The 24,007-nt window shown below is 65.8% G+C and carries 19 protein-coding genes and 1 riboswitch; of the genes, 11 read left to right on the top strand and 8 right to left on the bottom strand.

Annotated elements, in window-relative coordinates; genetic code table 11:
• Window positions 1–79: 79 nt before the first annotated feature.
• Window positions 80–1,033 carry a glutathione synthase gene (gshB, locus tag JZZ72_RS00850; protein WP_210013899.1) on the bottom strand — a complete coding sequence of 318 codons (954 nt, stop codon included), beginning with the start codon at window positions 1,031–1,033 and terminating at the stop codon, window positions 80–82.
• Between the two features lie 210 nt (window positions 1,034–1,243).
• Between gshB and pilG the strand changes: the two genes are divergently transcribed.
• From pilG to trhA, 7 genes are all read left to right on the top strand, one after another.
• Window positions 1,244–1,654 (top strand): twitching motility response regulator PilG, encoded by a 411-nt coding sequence (pilG, locus tag JZZ72_RS00845; protein ID WP_043862141.1) that lies wholly within the window; start codon window positions 1,244–1,246, stop codon window positions 1,652–1,654.
• Between the two features lie 48 nt (window positions 1,655–1,702).
• Window positions 1,703–2,068 carry a twitching motility response regulator PilH gene (gene pilH / locus JZZ72_RS00840; RefSeq protein ID WP_043862140.1) on the top strand — a complete coding sequence of 122 codons (366 nt, stop codon included), beginning with the start codon at window positions 1,703–1,705 and terminating at the stop codon, window positions 2,066–2,068.
• Window positions 2,065–2,619: a chemotaxis protein CheW gene (locus tag JZZ72_RS00835; RefSeq protein ID WP_078479846.1), complete on the top strand. Its 555-nt coding sequence runs from the start codon at window positions 2,065–2,067 to the stop codon at window positions 2,617–2,619. Before pilH ends, JZZ72_RS00835 begins: the two co-directional genes overlap by 4 nt.
• A gap of 15 nt (window positions 2,620–2,634) precedes the next feature.
• Window positions 2,635–4,683 carry a methyl-accepting chemotaxis protein gene (locus JZZ72_RS00830; RefSeq protein ID WP_043862138.1) on the top strand — a complete coding sequence of 683 codons (2,049 nt, stop codon included), beginning with the start codon at window positions 2,635–2,637 and terminating at the stop codon, window positions 4,681–4,683.
• Between the two features lie 17 nt (window positions 4,684–4,700).
• On the top strand, window positions 4,701–10,037 hold the full coding sequence (locus tag JZZ72_RS00825) for an Hpt domain-containing protein (RefSeq protein ID WP_213085732.1): 5,337 nt from the start codon (window positions 4,701–4,703) through the stop codon (window positions 10,035–10,037).
• Entirely contained in the window at window positions 10,030–10,494 is a 465-nt protein-coding gene (locus JZZ72_RS00820) for a chemotaxis protein CheW (protein ID WP_058541631.1), read from the top strand. The genes JZZ72_RS00825 and JZZ72_RS00820 overlap by 8 nt, the downstream gene beginning before the upstream one ends.
• Before the next feature lie 77 nt (window positions 10,495–10,571).
• Entirely contained in the window at window positions 10,572–11,189 is a 618-nt protein-coding gene (gene trhA / locus JZZ72_RS00815) for a PAQR family membrane homeostasis protein TrhA (protein WP_043862136.1), read from the top strand.
• A 69-nt stretch (window positions 11,190–11,258) separates the two neighbouring features.
• Here the strand turns inward: trhA and JZZ72_RS00810 are convergent, their stop codons facing one another.
• Window positions 11,259–11,978, bottom strand: a complete 720-nt coding sequence (locus JZZ72_RS00810; protein WP_043859631.1) for a 16S rRNA (uracil(1498)-N(3))-methyltransferase — start codon at window positions 11,976–11,978, stop codon at window positions 11,259–11,261.
• 109 nt (window positions 11,979–12,087) lie between these two features.
• Entirely contained in the window at window positions 12,088–13,494 is a 1,407-nt protein-coding gene (locus JZZ72_RS00805) for an adenosylmethionine--8-amino-7-oxononanoate transaminase (RefSeq protein WP_104573013.1), read from the bottom strand.
• 190 nt (window positions 13,495–13,684) lie between these two features.
• Between JZZ72_RS00805 and JZZ72_RS00800 the strand changes: the two genes are divergently transcribed.
• From JZZ72_RS00800 to JZZ72_RS00790, 3 genes are all read left to right on the top strand, one after another.
• Entirely contained in the window at window positions 13,685–15,394 is a 1,710-nt protein-coding gene (locus tag JZZ72_RS00800; protein ID WP_210013898.1) for a flavin monoamine oxidase family protein, read from the top strand.
• A 182-nt stretch (window positions 15,395–15,576) separates the two neighbouring features.
• A complete protein-coding gene (locus tag JZZ72_RS00795; RefSeq protein ID WP_043863618.1) occupies window positions 15,577–16,128 on the top strand; it encodes a cytochrome b in 552 nt (183 codons plus the stop codon).
• A gap of 32 nt (window positions 16,129–16,160) precedes the next feature.
• Window positions 16,161–16,739 (top strand): YceI family protein, encoded by a 579-nt coding sequence (locus JZZ72_RS00790; protein WP_043863617.1) that lies wholly within the window; start codon window positions 16,161–16,163, stop codon window positions 16,737–16,739.
• A 65-nt stretch (window positions 16,740–16,804) separates the two neighbouring features.
• On the opposite strand, the gene JZZ72_RS00785 is transcribed toward JZZ72_RS00790, so the two are convergent.
• The 5 genes from JZZ72_RS00785 to ahcY form a co-directional block, all read right to left on the bottom strand.
• Window positions 16,805–18,697 carry a DEAD/DEAH box helicase gene (locus tag JZZ72_RS00785; RefSeq protein ID WP_210013897.1) on the bottom strand — a complete coding sequence of 631 codons (1,893 nt, stop codon included), beginning with the start codon at window positions 18,695–18,697 and terminating at the stop codon, window positions 16,805–16,807.
• A gap of 222 nt (window positions 18,698–18,919) precedes the next feature.
• On the bottom strand, window positions 18,920–19,705 hold the full coding sequence (locus tag JZZ72_RS00780; protein WP_210013896.1) for a substrate-binding periplasmic protein: 786 nt from the start codon (window positions 19,703–19,705) through the stop codon (window positions 18,920–18,922).
• 48 nt (window positions 19,706–19,753) lie between these two features.
• Complete coding sequence (locus tag JZZ72_RS00775) at window positions 19,754–20,836, bottom strand: hypothetical protein (protein ID WP_210013895.1); 1,083 nt, start codon at window positions 20,834–20,836, stop codon at window positions 19,754–19,756.
• Between the two features lie 104 nt (window positions 20,837–20,940).
• Complete coding sequence (metF, locus tag JZZ72_RS00770) at window positions 20,941–21,786, bottom strand: methylenetetrahydrofolate reductase [NAD(P)H] (protein WP_043863614.1); 846 nt, start codon at window positions 21,784–21,786, stop codon at window positions 20,941–20,943.
• Window positions 21,787–21,882: 96 nt separating this feature from the next.
• Complete coding sequence (ahcY, locus tag JZZ72_RS00765; protein WP_054915763.1) at window positions 21,883–23,292, bottom strand: adenosylhomocysteinase; 1,410 nt, start codon at window positions 23,290–23,292, stop codon at window positions 21,883–21,885.
• A 21-nt stretch (window positions 23,293–23,313) separates the two neighbouring features.
• A riboswitch (S-adenosyl-L-homocysteine riboswitch) is annotated at window positions 23,314–23,419 on the bottom strand.
• A gap of 183 nt (window positions 23,420–23,602) precedes the next feature.
• Here ahcY and JZZ72_RS00760 point away from each other — a divergent pair.
• Entirely contained in the window at window positions 23,603–24,001 is a 399-nt protein-coding gene (locus JZZ72_RS00760) for an acyl-CoA thioesterase (protein ID WP_043863612.1), read from the top strand.
• Window positions 24,002–24,007: the final 6 nt, after the last annotated feature.

Genomic DNA, 24,007 nt, shown 5'->3' with positions numbered 1-24,007 from the left:
CAGGGCCGGCGCAGCGGGGTGCCAGTCGAGAATGGACCGGCATGATACCCCACAACGCGGGCCCGCCACTTGTCGGCGGTCAGCGTGCCTTGAGCTTGCGATCAATGGCGTCCATCAGCTGCGCGCCGATCTGCGTGCCGTAGGCGTTGTCGATTTCGCGGATGCAGGTGGGGCTGGTCACGTTGATTTCGGTCAGGTGCTCGCCGATCACGTCCAGGCCGACGAACAACAGGCCCTTCTCGCGCAGGGTCGGGCCCACCTGGGCGGCGATCCAGCGGTCGCGCTCGGTCAGCTCGCGGGCCTCGCCACGACCGCCGGCGGCCAGGTTGCCGCGGGTTTCGCCGCTGGCCGGGATGCGCGCCAGGCAGTACGGCACCGGCTCGCCGTCGATCATCAGGATGCGCTTGTCGCCGTCCTTGATCGCCGGCAGGTAGGCCTGGGCCATGATCTGCTGGGTGCCCAGGGCGGTCAGGGTCTCGAGGATCACCGACAGGTTGGGGTCGCCCACGCGGTGGCGGAAGATCGAGGTGCCGCCCATGCCGTCCAGCGGCTTGAGGATCACGTCGCCGTGCTTGGCGGCGAACTCGCGGATGATGTCCGGGCGCCGGCTCACCAGGGTTGGCGGCGTGCACTGCGGGAACAGCGTGGCGAACAGCTTCTCGTTGCAGTCGCGCAGGCTCTGCGGACGATTGACCACCAGCACCCCGGCGGCCTCGGCCTGCTCCAGCAGGTAGGTGCTGTAGACGAACTCCATGTCGAAGGGCGGGTCCTTGCGCATCAGGATCACGTCCAGCTCGCTCAGCGCGACGTCGGTCTCGGCCTCCAGCTCGAACCAGTGCTCGGGGTCGGCGAACACCTTGAGCGGGCGCATGCGGGCACGGGCCACGCCTTCGCTCTGGTACAGGTCGTGCTGCTCCATGTAGAACAGCGACCAGCCACGGGCCTGGGCGGCCAGCAACATGGCCAGCGAGCTGTCCTTCTTGTAGGAGATCTGCGCGATGGGGTCCATGACAATCCCGAGGCGAACGCTCATGGGGTATTTCCTCTCGGCGGCTTGCTGCCGCAGTGGCTCGAATTGAAGTGCGTCAGGGTGGCGCCCGGCGGGCTGGCGGTCAAGGGGAAACGTCAGCCGGCAGGCATCGGCGCAGGGCGCGGCGAGGCTCGATGGAATGCACCCCCAGAGTGTGCTAAAAAGGCCTGGCACGTGGCCTGCAAGGCCCTTCCAGGCGATGGTAGAGCAATTATGGTACAGCCCGACACGGCGTTGAAGGTGATGGTGATCGATGACTCCAAGACGATTCGCAGCACTGCCGAAAAGCTGCTGGGCGAAGCCGGTTGCGAAGTCGTCACCGCGGTCGACGGTTTCGACGCCCTGGGCAAGATCGTCGACCACACCCCGGGGATCATCTTCGTCGATGTGCTGATGCCGCGCCTCGATGGCTACCAGACCTGCCTGCTGATCAAGCAGAACAGCGCGTTCAAGGACATCCCGGTGATCATGCTGTCGTCGCGCGACGGCCTGTTCGACAAGGCGCTCAGCCGCCAGGTGGGCTCTGATCAATTTCTGACCAAACCTTTCAGCAAGGAAGAACTGCTGGATGCGATCCGCGCCCATGTGCCGGGTTTCGCCGCAGAAGAACAACCCGCACCCTGACGCCGCCGCCCTCCTGGCCGCGGCGTCATGCCTTTATTGGGGAACAGCATGGCCCGAGTTCTGATCGTCGACGATTCGCCGACCGAAATGTACAAACTGACCGGAATGCTCGAAAAGCACGGGCACCAGGTGCTCAAGGCCGAGAACGGCGCCGATGGCGTGGCCCTGGCCCGCCAGGAAAAGCCCGATGCGGTGCTGATGGACATCGTGATGCCCGGCATGAACGGCTTCCAGGCGACCCGTCAGTTGAGCAAGGACGACGTCACCAAGGGCATCCCGGTGATCATCGTCACCACCAAGGACCAGGAAACCGACAAGGTCTGGGGCCAGCGCCAGGGCGCCAGCGACTACCTGACCAAGCCGGTGGACGAAGACACCCTTATCCAGGTCCTGAACAAAGTTCTCAAGGCTTGACCACGCGGCGCATGGGCGAATCGCTGACCGCCTTCGAGCTGTTGCTCGAAATCGACCGGCGCTGTCGCCTGCTGGCGGCCGACCTGCCATTGCAGGAAACCCGCCTGCAGACCTGGAGCGGCATCGGCTTTCGCATGGCCGAACACTGGTTCGTGGCGCCCATGGGCGAGGTCGCCGAGGTGCTGCAGGAACCCCGGCTCAGCCGCATTCCCGGGGTCAAGCCATGGGTGGCGGGGGTGGCCAACCTGCGCGGGCGGCTGTTGCCGGTGATGGACCTGTGCGGTTTTCTCGGCCTGGGCCTGTCGGTGGTGCGCAAGCAGCGGCGGGTGCTGGTGCTGGACCACGAGGAGCTGTTCGCCGGGCTGCTGGTGGACGAAGTGGTGGGCCTGCAGCACTTTGCCCTGCACGGCCTGGAGCTGTCGCCGCCGGCGCCGCTGCTGCCGGCTGCGGCCCCCTTCGTGCAGGGGCACTTTCAGCGCGAGCACTGCTGGGGCATTTTCAGCCCCTTCGCCCTGGCCCAGGCGCCAGGCTTTCTCGATGTGGCGTTGTAAAGGGATGCCAGACCTGTGACCAAGTTCAAGACCCGCCCCTCGGTACAAGGCTCGCGCAGCAGCGCGCAGATCGCCGCACTGTTCATCGTGCTGATCCTGTCGATCATTCTGCTGTTCGCCAACTTCGCCTACCTCAATACCCAGGCCAACTACGACAAGCAGTACATCGGCCATGCCGGCGAGCTGCGCGTGCTGTCCCAGCGCATCGCCAAGAACGCCACCGAGGCCGCTGCCGGCAAGGCCGTGGCGTTCAAGCTGCTCAACGATGCGCGCAACGATTTCGAACAGCGCTGGGGTTACCTGAAAAAAGGCGACCCGGCCACCGGCCTGCCGTCGGCCCCGGTGGCGGTACGCGGCGAGATGGATGCAGTGCAACGCGACTGGGAGAGCCTGCGCAAGAGCACCGACGCGATCCTGGCCAGCGAGCAGACCGTGCTGTCGCTGCACCAGGTGGCCGCGACCCTGGCCGAGACCGTGCCGCAGTTGCAGGTCGAGTACGAAAAGGTGGTGGAGATCCTGCTGCAAAGTGGCGCCCCCGCCAGCCAGGTGGCGGTGGCCCAGCGCCAGTCACTGCTGGCCGAGCGCATCCTGGGCTCGGTCAACACCGTGCTGGCCGGCGACGACACCGCGGTGCAGGCCGCCGATGCCTTCGGCCGCGATGCCAGCCGCTTCGGCCAGGTGCTCGACGGCATGCTCGGCGGCGCGCCCTCGATCCAGGTCACCCGCGTCCAGGACCCGGATGCCCGTGCGCGCCTGGCCGAGATCGCCGAGCTGTTCCAGTTTGTCGCAGGCTCCGTCGACGAGATTCTTGAAACCTCGCCCGAGCTGTTTCGCGTGCGCGAGGCGGCCGGCAGCATCTTCAGCCTGTCGCAGACATTGCTCGACGAAGCCTCGCACCTGGCCAACGGCTTCGAGAACCTGGCCTCCGGCCGCACCCTGGATACCGTCGGCGGCTACGTGCTGGGCCTGCTGGCGCTGGCCTCGATCATCCTGATCGGGCTGGTGATGGTGCGCGAAACCAATCGCCAGCTCAGCGAAACCGCTGAAACCAACGAACGCAACCAGCAGGCGATCATGCGCCTGCTCAACGAGATCCAGGAACTGGCCGACGGCAACCTGACCGTCACCGCCTCGGTCACCGAGGACTTCACCGGGGCCATCGCCGACTCCATCAACTATTCCATCGACCAGTTGCGCGACCTGGTGGCGACCATCAACCTCAGCGCCGAGGAAGTCGCCAGCGCGGTGCAGGAGACCCAGACCACCGCACACCTGCTGGCCAAGGCCTCCGAGCACCAGGCCCAGCAGATCACCGATGCGTCGATTGCGGTGGGCGACATGGCCGAGTCGATCGACCGGGTGTCGGGGCACGCCTACGAGTCGGCCAAGGTGGCCGAGCGCTCGGTGGCCATTGCCAACAAGGGCAACGAGGTGGTGCACAACACCATCAACGGCATGGACAACATCCGCGAGCAGATCCAGGACACTGCCAAGCGCATCAAGCGCCTGGGCGAGTCGTCCCAGGAAATCGGCGACATCGTCAGCCTGATCGACGACATTGCCGACCAGACCAACATCCTCGCCCTCAACGCGGCGATCCAGGCGTCGATGGCCGGCGAGGCCGGGCGCGGCTTTGCGGTGGTGGCCGATGAGGTGCAGCGGCTGGCCGAGCGCTCATCCTCGGCCACGCGCCAGATCGAGGCGCTGGTGCGCGCGATCCAGGCCGACACCAACGAGGCGGTCATCTCCATGGAGCAGACCACCGCCGAAGTGGTGCGCGGGGCGCGTCTGGCGCAGGATGCCGGGGTGGCGCTGGCCGAAATCGAGGGTGTATCGCAGACCCTGGCCGAACTGATCCACAGCATTTCCGATGCCGCGCAGTTGCAGACCTCTTCGGCCGGGCAGATCTCCCACACCATGGCGGTGATCCAGCAGATCACCTCGCAGACCTCGTCCGGCTCGACCGCCACCGCCGAGAGCATCGGCAACCTGGCGCGCATGGCCAGCGAGATGCGCCGTTCGGTGTCGGGCTTCACCTTGCCGCCAACCACGGAGCCGCGCTGACCGGCGCGTGGGACTTTATGGCTACTAAAGTGCGTATCGCCGAGCGCCACGACAAGGTGGCCCTGGCCTGGGTCAAGGGCCCCATCGACGACTGCCTGGCCCAGGCCCGCCAGGCGTTGGAGCAGTTTGCCGGCGACGCTGGCGACAGCCAGGTGCTGGAGCGTTTCGACGCGCCGCTGCGCCAGGTGCGCGGTTGCTTGCAGATGCTCGAGCTGGAAGGCGCGGCCTTGCTGACCCGTGAAATGCAGCAGCTGGCCCAGGCCCTGGGCGAAGGCCGCGTGGCCTCTCGCGGTGACGCGCTGGGCGCGTTGTTCAGGGCGCTGGAGCAGCTGCCGCAGTACCTGCAACGCCTGCGCGGCGCCCGGCACGAGCTGCCGTTGCTGGTGCTGCCACTGCTCAACCCGTTGCGCGCCGCGCGTGGCGCGCCGGCGCTGGCCCAGGCCAGCCTGCCGGGCGAGCAGACCGTCGCCGAGCCCGCTGCGGGGCTAGGCCTGAGCCTCGGCGCGCTGCGTGACCCGCTCGAGGCGGTGCCGGGGCGCGATGCGATGCGTTCGGTGGTGCTGGCAGTGCGCGAAGACCTGGTGCGCATCAAGGAGCAACTGGACCTGTTCGTGCGCAGCGACCGCCAGCAGGTCGAGGCGCTGGCCCCGCTGCTGGCGCCGTTGCGCCAGATCGCCGATACCCTGGCGGTGCTCGGCTTCGGCCAGCCGCGCCGGGTGATCATCGACCAGGTGGCGGTGCTTCAGGCCCTGGCCCAGGGCCAGCGGGTGCCCGAGGATGCGCTGCTGATGGATGTTGCCGGGGCGCTGCTGTATGTCGAGGCGACCCTGGGCGGCATGGTGGGCTCGATCGAGTCGGTCAGCCAGGCCAGCGTACCCGGCACCGACCTGGACGACATTCGCCGACTGGTGCTGGACGAGGCCCACGGCGTGCTGCTGCAGGCCAAGGACCTGATCGCCGATTGCCTGGAGGCCGGCTGGGATCGCCTGCGCCTGCAACCGCTACCGGGGCTGTTCACGCAGATCCGCGGGGCGCTGGCGATGCTCATGCTGCCCCGGGCGGCGGCGCTGGTGCGGCGCTGCCATGATTACGTCGAGACCCACCTGCTGTACGCCGAGCGGCTGCCGGACAACGCCGCGCTGGATCACCTGGCCGATGCCCTGTGCAGCCTGGAACTGTACCTGCAATGGCGCGCCATCGACCCCCAGGCCGACCTGGACGAATGGCTAGAGCGCACCCAGCTGGCCTTGGCCGCACTGGGGTTCCCGAGCCTGCCGCCGGCCCCGCCGGCGCCCGCGCCTGTGCCCGAGATGCTTGAGGCGCCGCTGGACGACGAGCTGCGCGAGGTGTTCCTGGAGGAAGCCGAGGAGGTGCTGCAGCAATTGCAGCAGCACTGGGCGATATGGCGGGGCAACCCGGCGGCACGTGACGCGCTGGTGGAAATGCGCCGCGCCTTCCACACCCTCAAGGGCAGCGGCCGCATGGTGCGCGCCCAGGTGCTGGCCGAGCTTGCCTGGGCCGCCGAGCACCTGCTCAACCGCATGCTCGAAGGCCGCGTCGAAGCCAGCGGCGATGTGCTGGCCGGGCTCGAGCAGAGCATTGCGCTGCTGACGCCGTTGCTGGACGAATTCGCCCAGGCCCAGGCTCTGCCCCATGCCGAGGTCGAGCGCCTGGCCACGCGCCTGCATGCGCTGGCGATGAACGACCCGCTGGGCGTCACAGCCCCGGAGCCGGCCTTCGACCCGCGCCTGCTGGAGATCTTCCGCAACGAGGCGCAGACCCACCTGGCCAGTGTCGACGAGTTTCTGCAGGCCGCCGAGGTGCAGTTGCCGGTGCCGGTCAGCGACAGCCTGCAACGGGCGCTGCATACCCTCAAGGGCAGCGCCGCGATGGCCGGGGTGGTGCCGATCGCCGAGCTGGCCAGCGCACTGGACCTGCTGGCCCGCGAATTCAAGGCCCACCAGCTGGGCCTGGACCTTGACGAGCTGTACCTGCTGCAGATGGCCGAACCACTTCTGCGCCGCGGTCTGGCACAGCTCGACAGCACCCCGCTGGCACCCATCGGCGGTGCCCGGACCCTCATCGAACAGATCGACCAGGTGGTTGCTGCGCGCCTGCAGGCACTGCGCGACGCGCCGAGCCAGGGCCTGCGGGTCAAGCGCGACCCGCAACTGATCGCCAGCTTCCTGGCCCAGGGCATGGACATCCTGCTGGACGCCGAAACCCTGTTGCAACGCTGGCAGGAGCACCCCGGCGAGCGCCAGGAGCTGACTGCGCTGCTGGATGAACTGACCACCCTGGGGCAGAGCGCGCACCTGGCCGACCTGTGGCAGGTGGACGAACTGTGCGAGGCGCTGCTGGACCTGTACGGCGCGGTGGAGGAGAGCAGCCTGGCGGTCAGCGAGCGCTTCTTCGGCGAGGCGCAACGGGCCCATGAAGCCCTGATCGACATGCTCGACCAGATTGCCGCCGGCCAGGAAGTGGACCCGCAACCGCAACGCCTGCACGCATTGCGCGAGCTGCTCGAGCAAGGCCTGGCGCCGGATGCCATGGGCCTGGTGCGCAGCCAGGGCGAGCAGCCCGGGCAGATCGCCGAACTGGGCGATGCCACCCGCGCGCTGCAACGCCAGGCGCACGACAGCGAGGTGGTCGAGCTGTTTCTGGAAGAGGCCCGCGACATCCTCGAAGGGGCCGACCAGGCCCTGGCGCGCTGGGCCGGCGACCCCGACAACGGCTCGGCGCTGTCGTCGCTGCAGCGCGACCTGCAGACCCTCAAGGGTGGCGCACAGCTGGCGCAGGTGGGGGCGGTCGAGGTGCTGGCCCAGGAGCTGGAGTTGCTCTACGAAGGCCTGGTCGATCGCCGTTACCAGCCCGGCAACCTGTTGCCGGGCCTGCTGCGTGAAAGCCATGCGTTGCTCGGGCGTCTGCTCGAGCAGGTGCAGCAGGGACAGGCAACGGAGCTGGTGGTGGAACAGCTGGCAGCCCTGCGCGAGTTCCGTCACACCGCACCGGCGCCCGAGCCCCAAGGCAAGCCGGCGGAGCCCCAGCGTCACGAGGGCGACAAGGAACTGCTGGAGATCTTTCTCGAGGAAGGCTTCGACATCGCCGAAAGTGCCGGTGCCGCGCTGCTGCGCTGGCAGGCCGACCCGCGCAACGGGGTGGAGGTGGAGAACCTGCTGCGCGACCTGCACACCCTCAAGGGCGGTGCGCGCATGGTCGAGATCGCGCCCATCGGCGACCTGGCCCATGAACTCGAATTCCTCTATGAACACCTGGCGGCCGGGCAGTTGCAACCCAGCCCGGCGCTGTTCAGCCTGCTGCAGAACTGCCATGACCGCCTGGCGCACATGCTCGATGCGGTGCGCCTGCACCAGCCGCTGCACGCCGCCACGGCGCTGATCGACTATATCCGCAATTTCAGCAGTGCTGCCCTGAGCGACACCGCCGCCGCAACGCCCGGCGCCGAGGTGGCCCCGGTGGAAGTGGCGGCGCCGAGCCCGGAGCGTGCCCCGGCCGACATGGTCAAGGTGACGGCCGAGCTGCTCGACGACCTGGGCAACCTGGCGGGCGAGAACTCGATCATTCGCGGGCGCATCGAACAGCAGGTGAACGATGCGCAGGTGGCCCTGGGCGAGATGGAAACCACGCTCGAGCGCATGCGCGACCAGCTGCGCCGGCTCGATACCGAGACCCAGGGGCGCATCCTCAGCCGCCAGCAGAGCGAAGGCGAGGCGCTGGGCTATGACGACTTCGACCCGTTGGAAATGGACCGTCATTCACAGTTGCAGCAGCTGTCGCGGGCCCTGTTCGAGTCGGCCTCCGATCTGCTGGACCTGAAGGAAACCCTGGCCGTGCGTGCCCATGACGCCTACAGCCTGCTGCAACAGCAGGCGCGGGTGAACAGCGAGTTGCAGGAAGGCCTGACGCGCACCCGCATGGTGCCGTTCGAGCGCCTGGTGCCGCGCCTGCAGCGGGTGGTGCGCCAAGTTGCCAGCGAGCTGGGCAAGCAGGTCGAGCTGGTGGTGGGCAATGCCGAGGGCGAGCTGGACCGCAGCGTGCTCGAACGCATGGTGGCGCCGCTGGAACACATGCTGCGCAACGCCGTCGACCACGGCATGGAAAACCGTGCGGCGCGCCTGGCGGCGGGTAAGCCGGAGCAGGGCACCATCGCCCTCAACCTGCTGCACGAAGGCGCCGATATCGTCATCGAAATGACCGACGATGGCGCCGGCGTGCCGCTGGAGGCGGTGCGGCAAAAGGCGATCAAGCGCGGCCTGCTGGACCCTGCCACCGAACTGAGCGATCACGAGGTGATGCAGTTCATCCTGCGGCCCGGGTTCTCCACTGCCGAGAAGATCACCCAGATTTCCGGGCGTGGCCTGGGCATGGACGTGGTGCACGAAGAGGTCAAGCAACTGGGTGGCTCGATGGTGATCAACTCGGTGCCGGGCAAGGGTGCGCGTTTTCTGATTCGCCTGCCGTTCACCGTGTCGGTCAATCGCGCACTGATGGTGAACTACGGCGAAGAACAGTACGCGGTGCCGCTGAACACCATCGAGGGCGTGGTCCGTGTACCGCCGGCCGAGCTCGAGGCCTGCTACCAGCTGGACCCGCCGTGCTACCGCTACGCCGGCCACCGTTATGAGCTGCGCTACCTCGGCGAACTGCTGCAGGGCGAGGTGCAGCCGCGCCTGCTGGGGCAGAGCCTGCCGCTGCCGGTACTGCTGGTGCAGGCCCACGACCAGCAGTTCGCCGTGCAGGTGGACAGCCTGGCGGCCAGCCGTGAAATCGTGGTCAAGAGCCTTGGCCCGCAGTTTGCCGCAGTGCACGGGCTGGCCGGGGCGACCCTGCTGGGCGATGGCCGCGTGGTACTGATTCTCGACCTGCTGGCGCAACTGCGTGCGCTGCACCTGCAGTTGTCCAAGGTGGCCCAGGGCGCCGCACGCCTGCGCCTGGAGCACCCTGGCAATGCCGCCGCACGTCCGTTGCTGGTGCTGGTGGTGGACGATTCGGTCACGGTGCGCAAGGTGACCGGGCGCCTGCTGGAGCGCCATGGCATGAACGTGCTGACGGCCAAGGATGGGGTCGATGCCATGAGTGTGCTGGCCGAACACCGTCCCGACATCCTGCTGCTGGACATCGAGATGCCACGCATGGACGGCTTCGAGGTGGCCACCCAGGTGCGCCAGGACCCGCACCTGAAGGACCTGCCGATCATCATGATCACCTCGCGCACCGGCCAGAAGCACCGCGACCGGGCCATGGCCATTGGCGTCAACGACTACCTGGGCAAGCCCTACCAGGAGTCGGTGCTGCTGCAGAGCATTGCCCGCTGGAGTACCCCGCATGCTTGAACAGACCCCTCGCAACAATCGGCGCAACACCCTCACCGGGCTGTTGCTGCCGTTGAGCGACCGCAGCCTGGTGCTGCCCAACGTGGCGGTGGCCGAGCTGATCGGCTACCAGCCGTGCACGCCCTTGCCGCATCAGCCGGCCTGGTTGCTGGGCTGGATCGACTGGCGCAGCCAGCGCCTGCCGCTGCTGAGCTTCGAGGCGGCCTGCGGTGGCCAGACCCAGGTTGGCGAGCGCGCGCGCATCGTGGTGCTCAATGCCCTGGGCGATACGCCGCGGCGTTTCTTCGCCCTGCTGGTGCAGGGCATACCGCGCACGTGCAAGCTCGACAGCCAGCTCAACTACGTCGATGTGCCGCTGGCGCCGCTGGAGCTGGCGGCGGTGCAGGTGGGCGAGCAGGTGGCGCGGGTACCGGACCTGCCCGGGCTGGAACAGCTGTTGCAGACGGCCGTGGCCTAGTACCAACCGCGTAATGCACTTGATGCCGGGCTTGTGTAGGGTAGGGGAGCGAATCATTCTACGGAGGGCATCAATGCATGTACCACGGTGAACGTTTCAATGCCTGGACCCACCTGGTGGGCGCGGTTCTGGCCTGCATCGGCGCGATCTGGCTGCTGGTGGTGGCCGGGATGCAGGGCGACCCCTGGAAGATCGTCAGCCTGGCCATCTACGGCTTCACGCTGATGCTGCTGTACAGCACTTCGACCCTTTATCACAGCGTGCGCGGGCGGGCGAAGGTGATCATGCGCAAGCTCGATCACCTGTCGATCTACCTGCTGATTGCCGGCAGCTATACCCCGTTCTGCCTGGTGAGCCTGCGCGGTCCGTGGGGCTGGAGCCTGTTCGGGGTGGTGTGGGGGCTGGCGGTTATCGGCATGCTGCAGGAGATCAAGCCGCGCTCCGAGGCGCGCGTGCTGTCCATCGTGATCTACGCACTGATGGGCTGGATCGTGCTGGTGGCGGTCAAACCGCTGCTGGCCAGCCTGGGTACGGCGGGGTTCGCCTGGCTGGCGGCGGGGGGCGCGCTGTACACCATCGGCATCATCTTCTTTGCCTATGACAGCCGCTTCCGCCATTGGCATGGCATCTGGCACCTGTTCGTGATTGCCGGCAGCCTGCTGCACTTTATCGCGATATTTTTCTACGTGCTTTAGGGCCCCTTCGCCGGCAAGGCCGGCTCCTGCAGTAGGAGCCGGCCTTGCCGGCGAACGCCGCGACGCGATCTAGAAATCGCCCCACAGCTGCTGCGCCACTGCCAGCGCCACCACTGGCGCGGTTTCGGTACGCAGCACCCGCGGGCCCAGGCGCGCGGCATGGAACCCCGCCGCCTTGGCCTGCTCCACTTCTACCTCCGACAAGCCGCCTTCCGGCCCGATCAGAAACGCCAGGCTCGCGGGCCTGGCATGGCTGGTCAAGGGTTCGGCCACCGGGTGCAGCACCAGTTTCAGCGCCTCGTCACGCGCCTTGAGCCAGTCTGCCAGCAGCACCGGCGAATGGATTGTCGGCACTGTCGAGCGCCCGCATTGTTCGCAGGCACTGATCGCCACCTGGCGCCAGTGGGCCAGGCGCTTGTCGGCACGTTCGTCCTTCAGACGCACCTCGCAGCGTTCGCTGACGATCGGGGTGATCACGCTGGCGCCCAGTTCGGTGGCCTTCTGGATCGCCCAGTCCATGCGCTCGCCACGGGACAGGCCCTGGCCCAGGTGCACGTGCAGGGGGGATTCGGCCTGGCCGGGGAGGGCCTGGGCGAGCGTGACGCGCACGCTCTTCTTGCCGACCTCGAGCAGTTCGCCCAGGTATTCCTGGCCGCTGCCGTCGAACAGTTGCACCGCATCGCCCGGCGCCATGCGCAGCACGCGGCCGATGTAGTGGGCCTGGGCCTCGGGCAGGTCGTGCTCGCCCAGGCTCAGGGGGGCGTCGATGAAGAAGCGGGACAGTCTCATGGTTCTGCTCTGAATAGATGGAGGCAGTTCGGGCGCCATCGCGGGTCAAGCCTGCTCCTGCAGGGTCACAGGTGATCCCTGTGGGAGCGGGCTAGCCCCGCGATGCTGTTTAGCCCGGATCGCGGAAATCAGGATGGAAATCGGCCGGCACCGCCACGCTCACGCTGCTGCGCGTGGCGATATCGATGCCCTCGCTGGCCACCTCGGCCAGGAAGTCGATCTGTTCGGGGGTGATCACGTACGGCGGCAGGAAGTACACCACGCTGCCCAGCGGGCGCAGCAGCGCACCACGGGTCAGGGCATGCTCGAACACCTTCAGGCCGCGCCGCTCCTGCCACGGGTAGGCGGTCTTGCTGGCCTTGTCCTGCACCATCTCGATGGCCAGGGCCATGCCGGTCTGGCGCACTTCGGCCACATGCGGGTGGTCGACCAGGTGCGCGGTGGCCGTGGCCATGCGTGTGGCCAGGGCCTTGTTGGCCTCGATCACGTTGTCCTGCTCGAAGATGTCCAGGGTCGCCAGCGCCGCGGCACAGGCCAGCGGGTTGCCGGTGTAGCTGTGCGAGTGCAGGAACGCGCGCAGGGTCGGGTAATCGTCGTAGAACGCGCTGTACACCTCGTCGGTGGTCAGGCACGCGGCCAGCGGCAGGTAGCCGCCGGTGAGGGCCTTGGACAGGCACAGGAAGTCGGGGCGGATGCCGGCCTGCTCGCAGGCGAACATCGTGCCGGTGCGCCCGAAGCCTACGGCGATCTCGTCGTGGATCAGGTGCACGCCGTAGCGGTCGCACGCCTCGCGCAGCAGCCTGAGGTACACCGGGTGGTACATGCGCATGCCGCCGGCGCCCTGGATCAGCGGTTCGACGATCACGGCGGCGATGCTCTGATGGTGCTCGGCCAGGGTCTGTTCCATGGCGGCGAACATCGTGCGCGAATGGTCTTCCCAGCTCACGCCCTCGGGGCGCAGGTAGCAGTCGGGGCTGGGCACCTTGAGGGTGTCGAGCAGCAGCGCCTTGTAGGTCTCGGTGAACAGCGGCACGTCGCCCACCGACATCGCCGCGATGGTCTCGCCGTGGTAGCTGTTGCTCAGGGTGACGAAGCGCTTCTTGTCCGGCTGGCCCTTGTTGAGCCAGTAATGGAAGCTCATCTTCAGCGCCACTTCGATGCACGAGGAGCCATTGTCGGCGTAGAAGCAGCGGTTCAGGCCCTCGGGGGTGAGCTTGACCAGGCGCTCGGACAGCTCGATCACCGGCTGGTGGCTGAAGCCTGCGAGGATCACGTGTTCGAGCTGGTCGACCTGGTCCTTGATGCGCTGGTTGATCTTCGGGTTGGCGTGGCCGAATACGTTGACCCACCAGGAACTCACCGCGTCGAGGTAGCGCTTGCCTTCGAAGTCTTCGAGCCATACGCCATCGCCACGCTTGATCGGGATCAGCGGCAGGTGCTCGTGGTCTTTCATCTGGGTGCAGGGATGCCACAGGACCTTGAGGTCACGTTCCATCCACTGTTGATTCAGGCCCATGGGCTCTCTCCTGGCGACGCGGGTTCGGGTAACCGCGCAAGCCTATGCAAAGCGCCGGGGCAGGACAACCCATAAGGCGCAAACGGTGCGGGCATTAGTGGCAGGCCCGGGCGGCCTGACGTATCCTTCACCGACGTTTTTCCCGGGGGGTTCACCCCGCATTTTCCGCCTTTGATCCGGAGTTCGCCGAATGTCTGCTGGTTGGCTGCGCGCCTGCGCGCTGGTAATGATAGGGCTGTTCAGCGCGGGCGCCCTCGCGGCTGCCAAGCAGCCGACGGCCATCGTGGTCGGTGGCGGCCTGGCAGGCCTCACCGCCGCCTACGAACTGCAAAACAAGGGCTGGCAGGTGACCCTGCTGGAAGCCAAGCCGGGCATGGGCGGGCGTTCGGGCCTGGCCACCAGCGAGTGGATCGGCAACAGCAAGGCCCAGCCGACCCTCAACCGCTACCTCGACACCTTCAAGCTGGCCACCCTGCCGGCGCCGGAGTTCGTGCGCGTACCGAGCTACCTGATCGATGGCGAGTACTTCAGCGCCGCAGACCTGGCCACCAAGCAGCCGGCCACCGCTGAGGCACTCAAGCGCTACGAGAAGACCCTCGACGACCTGGCGCGCTCGATTAGCGACCCTGAAAACCCGGCGGCCAACAGCACCCTGTTCGCCCTCGACCAGCTCAACGTTTCCGGCTGGCTGGACAAGCTGCAACTGCCACCGACCGCGCGCCAGCTGGTCAACCAGCAGATTCGTACCCGCTATGACGAGCCTTCGCGTCTGTCGTTGCTGTATTTCGCGCAGCAGACCCGCGTGTACCGCGATGTGAGCGATCGCGACCTGCGCGCCGCCCGTCTGCCCGGCGGCAGCCCGGTGCTGGCGCAGGCTTTCGTCAAGCAACTGAAGACCATCAAGACCAGCGCACCGGTCAGCGCGATCATCCAGGACAAGGACGGCGTCACGGTCAAGGTCGGCGCGGTGGGCTACAGCGCCGACTACGTGGTGCTGGCGGTACCGTTGCGCGCCCTGGCCAAGATCCAGATGACCCCGAGCCTGGACAACCAGCACCTGGCGGCGCTCAAGGGCACCAACTACGGCTGGCGCGACCAGCTGCTGCTCAAGTTCAAGACCCCGGTCTGGGAAAGCCGTGCGCGCATGTCGGGCGAAATCTACAGCAACACCGGCCTGGGCATGCTGTGGATCGAACCGGCGCTCAAGGGTGGCGCCAACGTGGTGATCAACCTGTCCGGTGACAACGCGCGCCTGCTGCAGGCGTTCGGCGACAAGCAGATGGTCGACCAGGTGCTGATTCGCCTGCATGCGTTCTACCCGCAGGCGCGTGGCGCGTTCACCGGCTATGAAGTGCGTCGCTACAGCACCGATGCCGGCACGGGCGGTGCGTACCTCGCCTACGGGCCGGGGCAGATCAGCAGGTTCTGGCGCCTGTGGGAGCGTCCGGTGCAGCGCGTGGCGTTTGCCGGCGAACACACCGATGCGCTGTACCCCGGCACCCTGGAAGGCGCTCTGCGCAGCGGCCAGCGCGCGGCGGGCCAGGTGGTGGACATGTCCAACGGCAAGTCGTTCGACCCGGCCAAGCTGGCGCCGGTGGCGGCCGGGGCCGCAGCGGCAGCGGTGGCGGCCAAGGACAGCAAGCCTGGCTTCTTCTCGAGGTTGTTCGGTGGCGGTGACAAGCCGGTAGACAACGCGCCGGCCAAGCCGGTTGATGCGGCGCCAGCTCCTGCGCCAGTAGCCAGGCAGGCGCCGGCAAAGCCTGCGCCTGCTGCCAAGAAGGCCCCGGCGAAAGCTGCGCCAGCCAAGAAGCCTGCGGCCAAGGCCCAGCCGGTCAAAAAGCCTGCGGCCAAGCCGGTGGCGAAGAAGCCGGCGGCGGCTACCCAAGCCAAGACGCAGTAATGCAGTGACCGCATCGCGGGTCAAGCAGCACCAGAATTCCTTCCTGCCGAGTTAATGTTTCCTTAACCTGTTCGTCTCACACTAAAGATCATGTTTCTCGATCGTTCAAAGCAAAATTTTCCGCTTTAATTCGATAGATAACCGGTTAGTCTTGGGCACAGTTCTTACAGGGAAACACGGCAATGCAACTGCGCAATTCTCCTTCTCGCTATGGCGTGGTCAGTATCGTCCTGCACTGGGGCGTGGCCCTGGCGGTCTTCGGCCTGTTCGGCCTGGGGCTGTGGATGGTCGGCCTGGACTACTACAGTGCGTGGCGCAAAACGGCACCCGACCTGCACAAGAGTATCGGCCTGACCCTGCTGGCGATCATGCTCGGTCGCGTGCTGTGGCGCTTCATCAGCCCGCCACCACCGGCCCCGGCCAACCACGGCCCGCTTACCCGCTTCGCCGCCAAAGCCGGCCACGGCCTGCTGTACGTGGGCCTGTTCGGGGTGATGATCACCGGCTACCTGATCTCCACCGCCGACGGCGTGGGCATCCCGGTGTTCGGCCTGTTCGAGGTGCCGGCACTGGTCAGCGACCTGCCCAATCAGGCGGATGTTGCCGGGGAAATCCACTTCTACCTGGCCTGGGGGTTGGTGATCTTCGCCGGCCTGCATGGCCTGGCCGCCCTCAAGCACCACTTTATCGACCGTGACGCGACCCTCACCCGCATGCTGGGCCGCAAAGCTTGATGTTCAACCTCAACTCCAAAGGAATAGAAGTAATGTTGAAAAAGACTTTTGCCGCTCTGGCGCTCGGTACCGCCCTGTTCACCGCTGGCCAGGCCATGGCTGCCGACTACAAGATCGACAAGGAAGGCCAGCACGCCTTCATCGACTGGAAAGTCAGCCACCTGGGCTACAGCTTCATCCACGGCACCTTCAAGGACTGGGACGGTACCTTCAGCTGGGATTCCGCCAAGCCGCAGGACAGCAAGATCTCGGTAGACGTGAAGACCGCCAGCCTGTGGTCCAACCACGCCGAGCGTGACAAGCACATCGCCAGCAAGGACTTCCTGGACGTTTCGAAATTCGCCGACGCCAAGTTCGTCTCCACCGCCGTCAAGCCCACTGGCGACAAGACTGCCGACGTGACCGGCGACCTGACCTTCCACGGCGTGACCAAGCCAGTGACCTTCAAGGCCACCTTCAACGGTGAAGGCAAGGACCCATGGGGCGGCGAGCGCGCCGGTTTCAATGCCACCACCACGCTGGACCTGAAAGACTTCGGCATCAAGCTGCCTGGCGACGTGGCACAGACCGCCCAGCTGGACATCTCGCTGGAAGGCGTCAAGCAGAAGTAATTGCCTGGCCTGTAAACAAGAACGCCGCCCCTAGGGGCGGCGTTCTTGTGTGCGCAGTGGCGGGATCAGCGGTTGCGCGTCAGCAGCGCAGGCTTCTCGCCACGTGGGCGGCTTGGTAGCTGCTCGAGCTGTTCGGCGGTCGGAAACCGGTCGATCTTGGATTCCTTGTGCACGATCTTGGGCTGCGACTGGCCGTCACGCGGGTTGCGCACTGCCGGTTCCTGCGACGACTGGTCGTCACGGGCCGGGCGACGGTTGCGGTTGTTGCTGCCGTCGCGGCGCGCCTGGCCATCGCGACCACCGCCACCGCTGCGTGCACCACCGCGCTTCTCGCCATTGCTGCCGGCGCCACCGCTACGTGCACCACCACCGGTGTTGCTGCGTGGCTGGCCACCGCGGGGTGCGCCGGTGCCGGCACCGGCGGCTGCCGGTGCGCCCGGGCGACGGTTGCGGCCCTGGCCGCCCTTGTTCTGGTACGGGCTGACGTAGTCGGCACGGTTGCCGAAGTTGTCCACTTCGTCGTCCAGGAAGGCTTCAGGGTCACGGTCGGCCGGGATTTTCGGAACTACTGCTGCCTGACCCGAGGGTGCCTGGCGGGTTTTGCTGTTGTCACGGGGCTTGCGCTCTTGGCGCCCGCCGGCGGCCTTCTCAGTGGCTCTGTCGCCTGCGGGCTTATCCTTTTCCTGGCCTTTGTCCTTGCCCTTGTCCTTGCGCCCGCCGGCATTGCTGCCGTCGGCACGCTGGCCACGGCCACCGCGCGGGTTCATCTGCGGACGTTCACGGGCTTCGGGTTTTTCGGCTTCGACCGTCGAGGCATCGAAGCCCATCAGGTCGCCGTCCTGGATTTTCTGGCGGGTGACGCGCTCGATGCTCTTGAGCAGCTTCTCTTCGTCCGGCGCCACCAGCGAGATGGCCTCGCCGGAACGGCCCGCACGGCCGGTACGGCCGATACGGTGCACGTAGTCTTCCTCGACGTTGGGCAGCTCGAAGTTGACCACGTGGGGCAACTGGTCGATGTCCAGGCCGCGGGCGGCGATGTCGGTGGCGACCATGATGCGCACGGTGCCGGCCTTGAAGTCGGCCAGGGCCTTGGTGCGCGCGTTCTGGCTCTTGTTGCCGTGAATCGCCGCGGCAGTCAGGCCGTGCTTCTCGAGGTACTCGGCCAGGCGGTTGGCGCCGTGCTTGGTACGTGTGAAGACCAGTACCTGCTCCCAGGCACCCTGGGTGATCAGGTGGGCCAGCAGGGCACGCTTGTGGCTGGCGGGCAGACGGTACACACGCTGCTCGATACGCTCGACCGTGGTGTTGGGCGGCGTGACCTCGATGCGCTCGGGGTTGTGCAGCAGCTTGTCGGCCAGGTTGGTGATGTCTTTTGAGAAGGTCGCCGAGAACAGCAGGTTCTGGCGCTTGGCAGGCAAGCGTGCGAGGACCTTCTTCACGTCATGGATGAAGCCCATGTCGAGCATGCGGTCGGCTTCGTCGAGCACCAGGATCTCAACGTGGCTCAGGTCGACGCTGCCCTGGCCGGCGAGGTCCAGCAGACGGCCGGGGCAGGCCACCAGCACGTCGACGCCGCGGGACATGGCCTGCACCTGCGGGTTCATGCCGACACCGCCGAAGATGCAGGCGCTGACGAACTTGAGGTCGCGGGCGTAGATCTTGAAGCTGTCGTGGACCTGGGCGGCGAGTTCGCGGGTGGGGGTCAGCACCAGTACCCGCGGCTGGCGTGGGCCATGGCGCTGGGACTTGTCGGGGTGGCCACCTGGAAACAGGCGTTCGAGAATCGGCAGTGCAAAGCCACCGGTTTTACCAGTACCTGTCTGCGCCGCGACCATCAGGTCGCGACCTTGCAACACGGCGGGAATGGCCCGCTGTTGCACCGGCGTAGGCTGGGTATAGCCCGCTGCCTCGATAGCGCGGACTAGAGCCTCGGAGAGACCGAGGGAAGCAAAGGACATGAGTAATCCTGTTCTAGTGGGGGCTAAGCCCTATGGGAAGTTCGTGCCTGGCGCGACGGGCATCAGGTGATGCTATCGCGTCCGGTCCTGCTGGGCCTTCAATGCGCATCCGGGGTGCGGCGGGCGGGCTCTGGGCGCGCTGTCCTGCCGATCGGGATGCCTTTTGCAAGGCCGAGCGTCCGGGCGTAAGCCTGGCGGGGTTGGCGGAGTATAACAGAGCAATCAGTGCGTGCTGCGTTCCTGCTGCTCAACGGTTTGCGGAGTATTCACCTCGGCGCCTGCGTAGCGTGCGTTCAGCTCGGCATAGGCCGGCTCCTGCTTGAAGCGGCGCAGCTCGGCGGCGAAGCGTTGCGCCAGCAGGTCCATGCCGGCATTGCGGCGTACTGCCAGGAACTGGGGCTGGCGGTCGATCACCAGCCCCAGTTCACTGACCTGTTGCTCCAGGCCCAGGCTCTTGATCACATGCCGGCCAACCCGGCGATCGGTGACCAGCAGGTCGATGCGCCCCAGTTGCAGCTTGCCCAGGTTGGCTTCCAGGGTAGGTGCCGGCTCGCGCTTGAAGTCGGGTGAATCGGCAAACGCCGGGCCGTAGGTATAGCCGGGCGCGGTGCCCACGGTCAGCCCCTTGAGGTCTTCCAGGTGCCTGATGGCGTGGGGCCGGGCGTTGGCCTGGAACAGCACGAACTCCACGTGCGACAGCGGTTCGCTGGGGTAGAACAGCTGGGCGTCGCGCTGCTCGGTCTTGAAGATGTCGAGCACGCCGTCGGCCAGCCCCTGTTCGACCATCGCCAGGCAGCGCTTCCATGGCAGGAACTGCCATTGCACCTCGATGCCCAGGCGCTTGAACACCTCGGCGGTGACCTCGTAGTCGATGCCCTTGGCCTCTCCGTTTTCCTGGTACACATAGGGCGGCCAGGGGTCGGTGACGATGCGCAGCCTCTCGCCATGAGCCAGGGTACTCAGGCAGGCGAGAAACAGGGCGGCGAACAGTCGGTAAAGATCGGGCATGGCTGGAGAGTACGATGGCTGCTCGAGAATGGCCAGCGCGCCCAGGCTTCAGCCCTCGCGGCGCTGCTCCAGGTGAGCTTTCACGATCGGCAGCTGACGACCCAGGGCCAGGCGCATGCCTGGATGCCTGAACCACTGCCCGAGCTGGTTGGCGCAGGCGGGCTTGCCCTGGCGCCTCTCGACGTTCTCCAGGGCTTTTTCCCACCAGGCCTGGGCGCAGGCGCGATCGAATTCGTTGGCATAGGGATGACAGCCGTAGGCCAGCTCACGCATGAACTGACGTTGCCTTGCCGGCAGCAACAGCCCCAGCAGCTTGCAGTGCAGGCGTTGCAGCAGCGGCGGGCGTGGCAGCTGTGTGTTGACCTGGGCGATATCGGCCATGGCCTGTGTCGAGAGCGGGTCGCTACCGTGCTTGTTCAGCCAGGCCTGGATCTTGGCTCGGAACAGTTGCTTGCGGCTCCAGTAGTGGTGGATCAGGTCGGGGCATTCCTGCACGTTCAAGGTGTCATGGGCGGCGACCGCCAGGCAGAACTCTTCGAGGGTATAGGCGCGCGGGGCCAGCGGATAGAACTCGTCCATCAAGGCGATGGACTGGTCGAGCAGGCCCGCGTCCTGCCGGTACAGGCCGATGACGCCCGAATTGAGCAATGGCATGCCGTCTTTGGCCAGGCCGCGTGCCTGCAGTGGGCCTGCAAGGTTTTGGTACAGTGCGCATTGCTGATTTACGCCGTATTTGCCGCCGACCGCATTGCACAGCAGCGTGCCGGGCTGCATGCGCCGGAACAGCTCGATGGGTGACTGATGGAAAAACGTGTCGGTGTCGATCAGCAGGGCGTGTTCGTGGTCCTGCAGCACCTGGCGCAGCAGCACGTGCTTGGTGCGAAAGTGATAACCGTGCGGCTCGCTCCATGCCTTGCGGGTGTCGGCATCGAGTGCATGCACCGTTACCGGCAAGTGGCGATAGGGGTGCGGGTCGTCGCTGAACACCTGGATATCGAGGGGTTCCCCCGGCGTCTTGTGCAGGTTGGCCAAGGCGCTGGAGATGCTGAACTGCGCTTCCTGATGGTAAGTCTGGGCACCGAAGACAAGATAGATCAGTTGGGGACGTGCGGAAGGGGAAGCGAGGGGCATAGAAACGCGAAGATCCGTATCTGTAAGGGAAAATGGAAAGGGCCTTAGCGTACGCTAAAGCCCTTACCGTTTTCGCAACTATTTATTACCGTGTTTGACAGTAATCAGCGTGGCAGCTTGAGGTTGTTCCACACTGCCAGGCTGGGTTCGGCCTGGTTCAGGGTATAGAAGTGCAGCCCCGGTGCGCCGCCTTGCAGCAGTTTTTCGCACATTTCGGTGATGACCTGTTCGCCGAAGGCCTGGATGCTTTGCACATCGTCGCCATAGGCTTCCAGCTGCTTGCGGACCCAGCGCGGGATCTCGGCGCCGCACGCATCGGAGAAGCGCGCCAGCTTGCTGTAGTTGGTGATCGGCATGATGCCGGGTACCACCGGGATGTCCACGCCCAGCTTCTGCACGCGCTCGACGAAGTGGAAGTAGCAGTCGGCGTTGAAGAAGTACTGGGTGATGGCGCTGTCGGCGCCGGCCTTGGCCTTGCGCACGAAATTGATCAGGTCGTCTTCGAAGTGACGGGCCTGTGGGTGCATTTCCGGGTAGGCGGCCACTTCGATGTGAAAGTGATCACCGCTTTCCTGGCGAATGAATTCGACCAGCTCGTTGGCGTAGCGCAGCTCGCCACTGGCCATGCCCATGCCCGACGGCAGGTCGCCGCGCAGGGCCACGATACGCTTGATGCCGGCGGCCTTGTACTGGGCCAGCAGGCTGCGCAGGTCGTCCTTGCTGTCGCCCACGCACGACAGGTGCGGCGCGGCCGGTACCTTCACTTCGCTTTCCAGCTGCAGCACGGTGTTGAGCGTGCGGTCGCGGGTCGAGCCACCGGCACCATAGGTGCAGGAGAAGAAGTCCGGGTTGTAGCTGGCCAGGGTGCGAGCCGTGGCGAGCAGTTTTTCATGTCCAGCGTCGGTCTTGGTCGGGAAGAACTCGAAGCTGTAACGGCGTTCCTGAGACATGGCGAAATCCTGGTAAACCGATCGTGCTGGCCAGCCGTGAGGCTGGCCACAGAAAAAAGCCGGTGACGCTGTGGCAGCGTCACCGGCTTTGGCCCATCAGTAGCGGTAGGCGTCTGGTTTGAACGGGCCTTCAACAGTCACGCCGATGTAGTCGGCCTGCTGTTTGGTCAGTTGGGTTACCACGCCGCCGAAACCGCGGACCATTTCCAGGGCCACTTCTTCGTCGAGTTTTTTCGGCAGTACTTCGACGGTCAGGCGCTCGGCTTTCTGGGCCGGCGACAGGTCGGCGTACTTCTGGCCGAACAGGAAGATCTGTGCCAGTACCTGGTTGGCGAACGAACCGTCCATGATGCGGCTCGGGTGGCCGGTGGCGTTGCCCAGGTTCACCAGGCGGCCTTCGGCCAGCAGGATCAGGTAGTCGTCGTTCTGCGCGTCGAAATCGCCAGGGCCGGTACGGTGGATCTTGTGAACCTGTGGCTTGACCTCTTCCCATGCCCAGTTCTTGCGCATGAAGGCGGTGTCGATTTCGTTGTCGAAGTGACCGATGTTGCATACCACGGCGCGCTTTTTCAGGGCCTTGAGCATGTTGGCATCGCACACGTTGACGTTACCGGTGGTGGTCACGATCAGGTCGATCTTGCCCAGCAGGGCCTTGTCGACGCTGGCTTCGGTGCCGTTGTTGATACCGTCGATGAACGGCGAAACGAGCTCGAAGCCGTCCATGCAGGCTTGCATGGCGCAGATCGGGTCGACTTCCGAGACCTTGACGATCATGCCTTCCTGACGCAGCGACTGGGCCGAACCCTTGCCCACGTCACCGTAGCCGATCACCAGCGCCTGCTTGCCCGACAGCAGGTGGTCGGTGCCGCGCTTGATGGCGTCGTTGAGGCTGTGACGGCAGCCGTACTTGTTGTCGTTCTTGCTCTTGGTGACCGAGTCGTTGACGTTGATCGCCGGGATCTTCAGCTCGCCCTTGGCCAGCATGTCGAGCAGACGGTGCACACCGGTGGTGGTCTCTTCGGTCACGCCGTGAACGCGGTCCAGTACCTGCGGGTACTTCTTGTGCAGCAGCTCGGTGAGGTCGCCGCCGTCGTCGAGGATCATGTTGGCATCCCATGGCGCGCCATCCTTGAGGATGGTCTGCTCCAGGCACCACTCGTATTCCTGCTCGGTCTCGCCCTTCCAGGCGAATACCGGGATGCCGGCGGCGGCAATGGAGGCAGCGGCCTGATCCTGGGTGGAGAAGATGTTGCACGACGACCAGCGAACTTCGGCGCCCAGCGCGACCAGGGTTTCGATCAGCACGGCGGTCTGGATGGTCATGTGGATGCAGCCGAGGATTTTTGCACCCTTGAGCGGCTGTTCAGCGGCGTACTTGCGGCGCAGACCCATCAGGGCCGGCATTTCGGACTCGGCGATGATGGTTTCGCGGCGGCCCCAGGCAGCCAGGGACATGTCGGCGACTTTGTAGTCGGTAAAATCTGCAGGCGTGTTTACAGCGCTCATCAAGAGCCTCCATTCGTAGTGTGCGAATGGGCGCCGTTGTGCGTTTAGTGCCCGTGCGGGGAACCCCGTGCAGGCAACGCCCCATCCGAGCCTGACAGGAGAACCTGCTGCAGCGCCCCTCGGACAGGTGGCGGGAACGGCATCGAGTGGTGATGACCGTCTGTGAAGCGTTGGCGATTATAGCTGCGCCCGCGCATCGGCCCAAGGCTTTCTGTCAATTAATCGAGACGATAGTCGATGTTCAATGGAGGCCGCCGGCAGGCTCTGCCATCATTGTCGGCATCGATTGGCAAGACGGTCAGGAGTACGCATGAACTTTCACACCCGCAAATGGGTAAAACCCGAAGACCTCAACCCCAACGGCACCCTGTTCGGTGGCAGCCTGCTGCGCTGGATCGACGAAGAGGCGGCGATCTACGCGATCGTGCAACTGGGCAATCAGCGTGTGGTGACCAAGTACATCTCGGAGATCAACTTCGTCAGCGCTTCGCGCCAGGGCGACATCATCGAGCTGGGCATCACCGCCACCGAATTCGGCCGCACCTCCATCACCCTCAAATGCGAAGTGCGCAACAAGATCACCCGCAAGAGCATCCTCACCGTCGACAAGATGGTCTTCGTCAACCTGGGTGAGGACGGCTTGCCGGCACCCCATGGGCGTACCGAGATCAAGTTCATCAAGGATCAGTTCGATACCTCGGTGGAATGACGGCGG

This window comes from Pseudomonas palmensis (genome assembly GCF_017848315.1).
Taxonomy (GTDB): domain Bacteria; phylum Pseudomonadota; class Gammaproteobacteria; order Pseudomonadales; family Pseudomonadaceae; genus Aquipseudomonas; species Aquipseudomonas palmensis.
The sequence above is the reverse complement of the archived record's forward strand: the minus strand, read 5'-3'. Positions and strand labels throughout refer to the sequence as shown.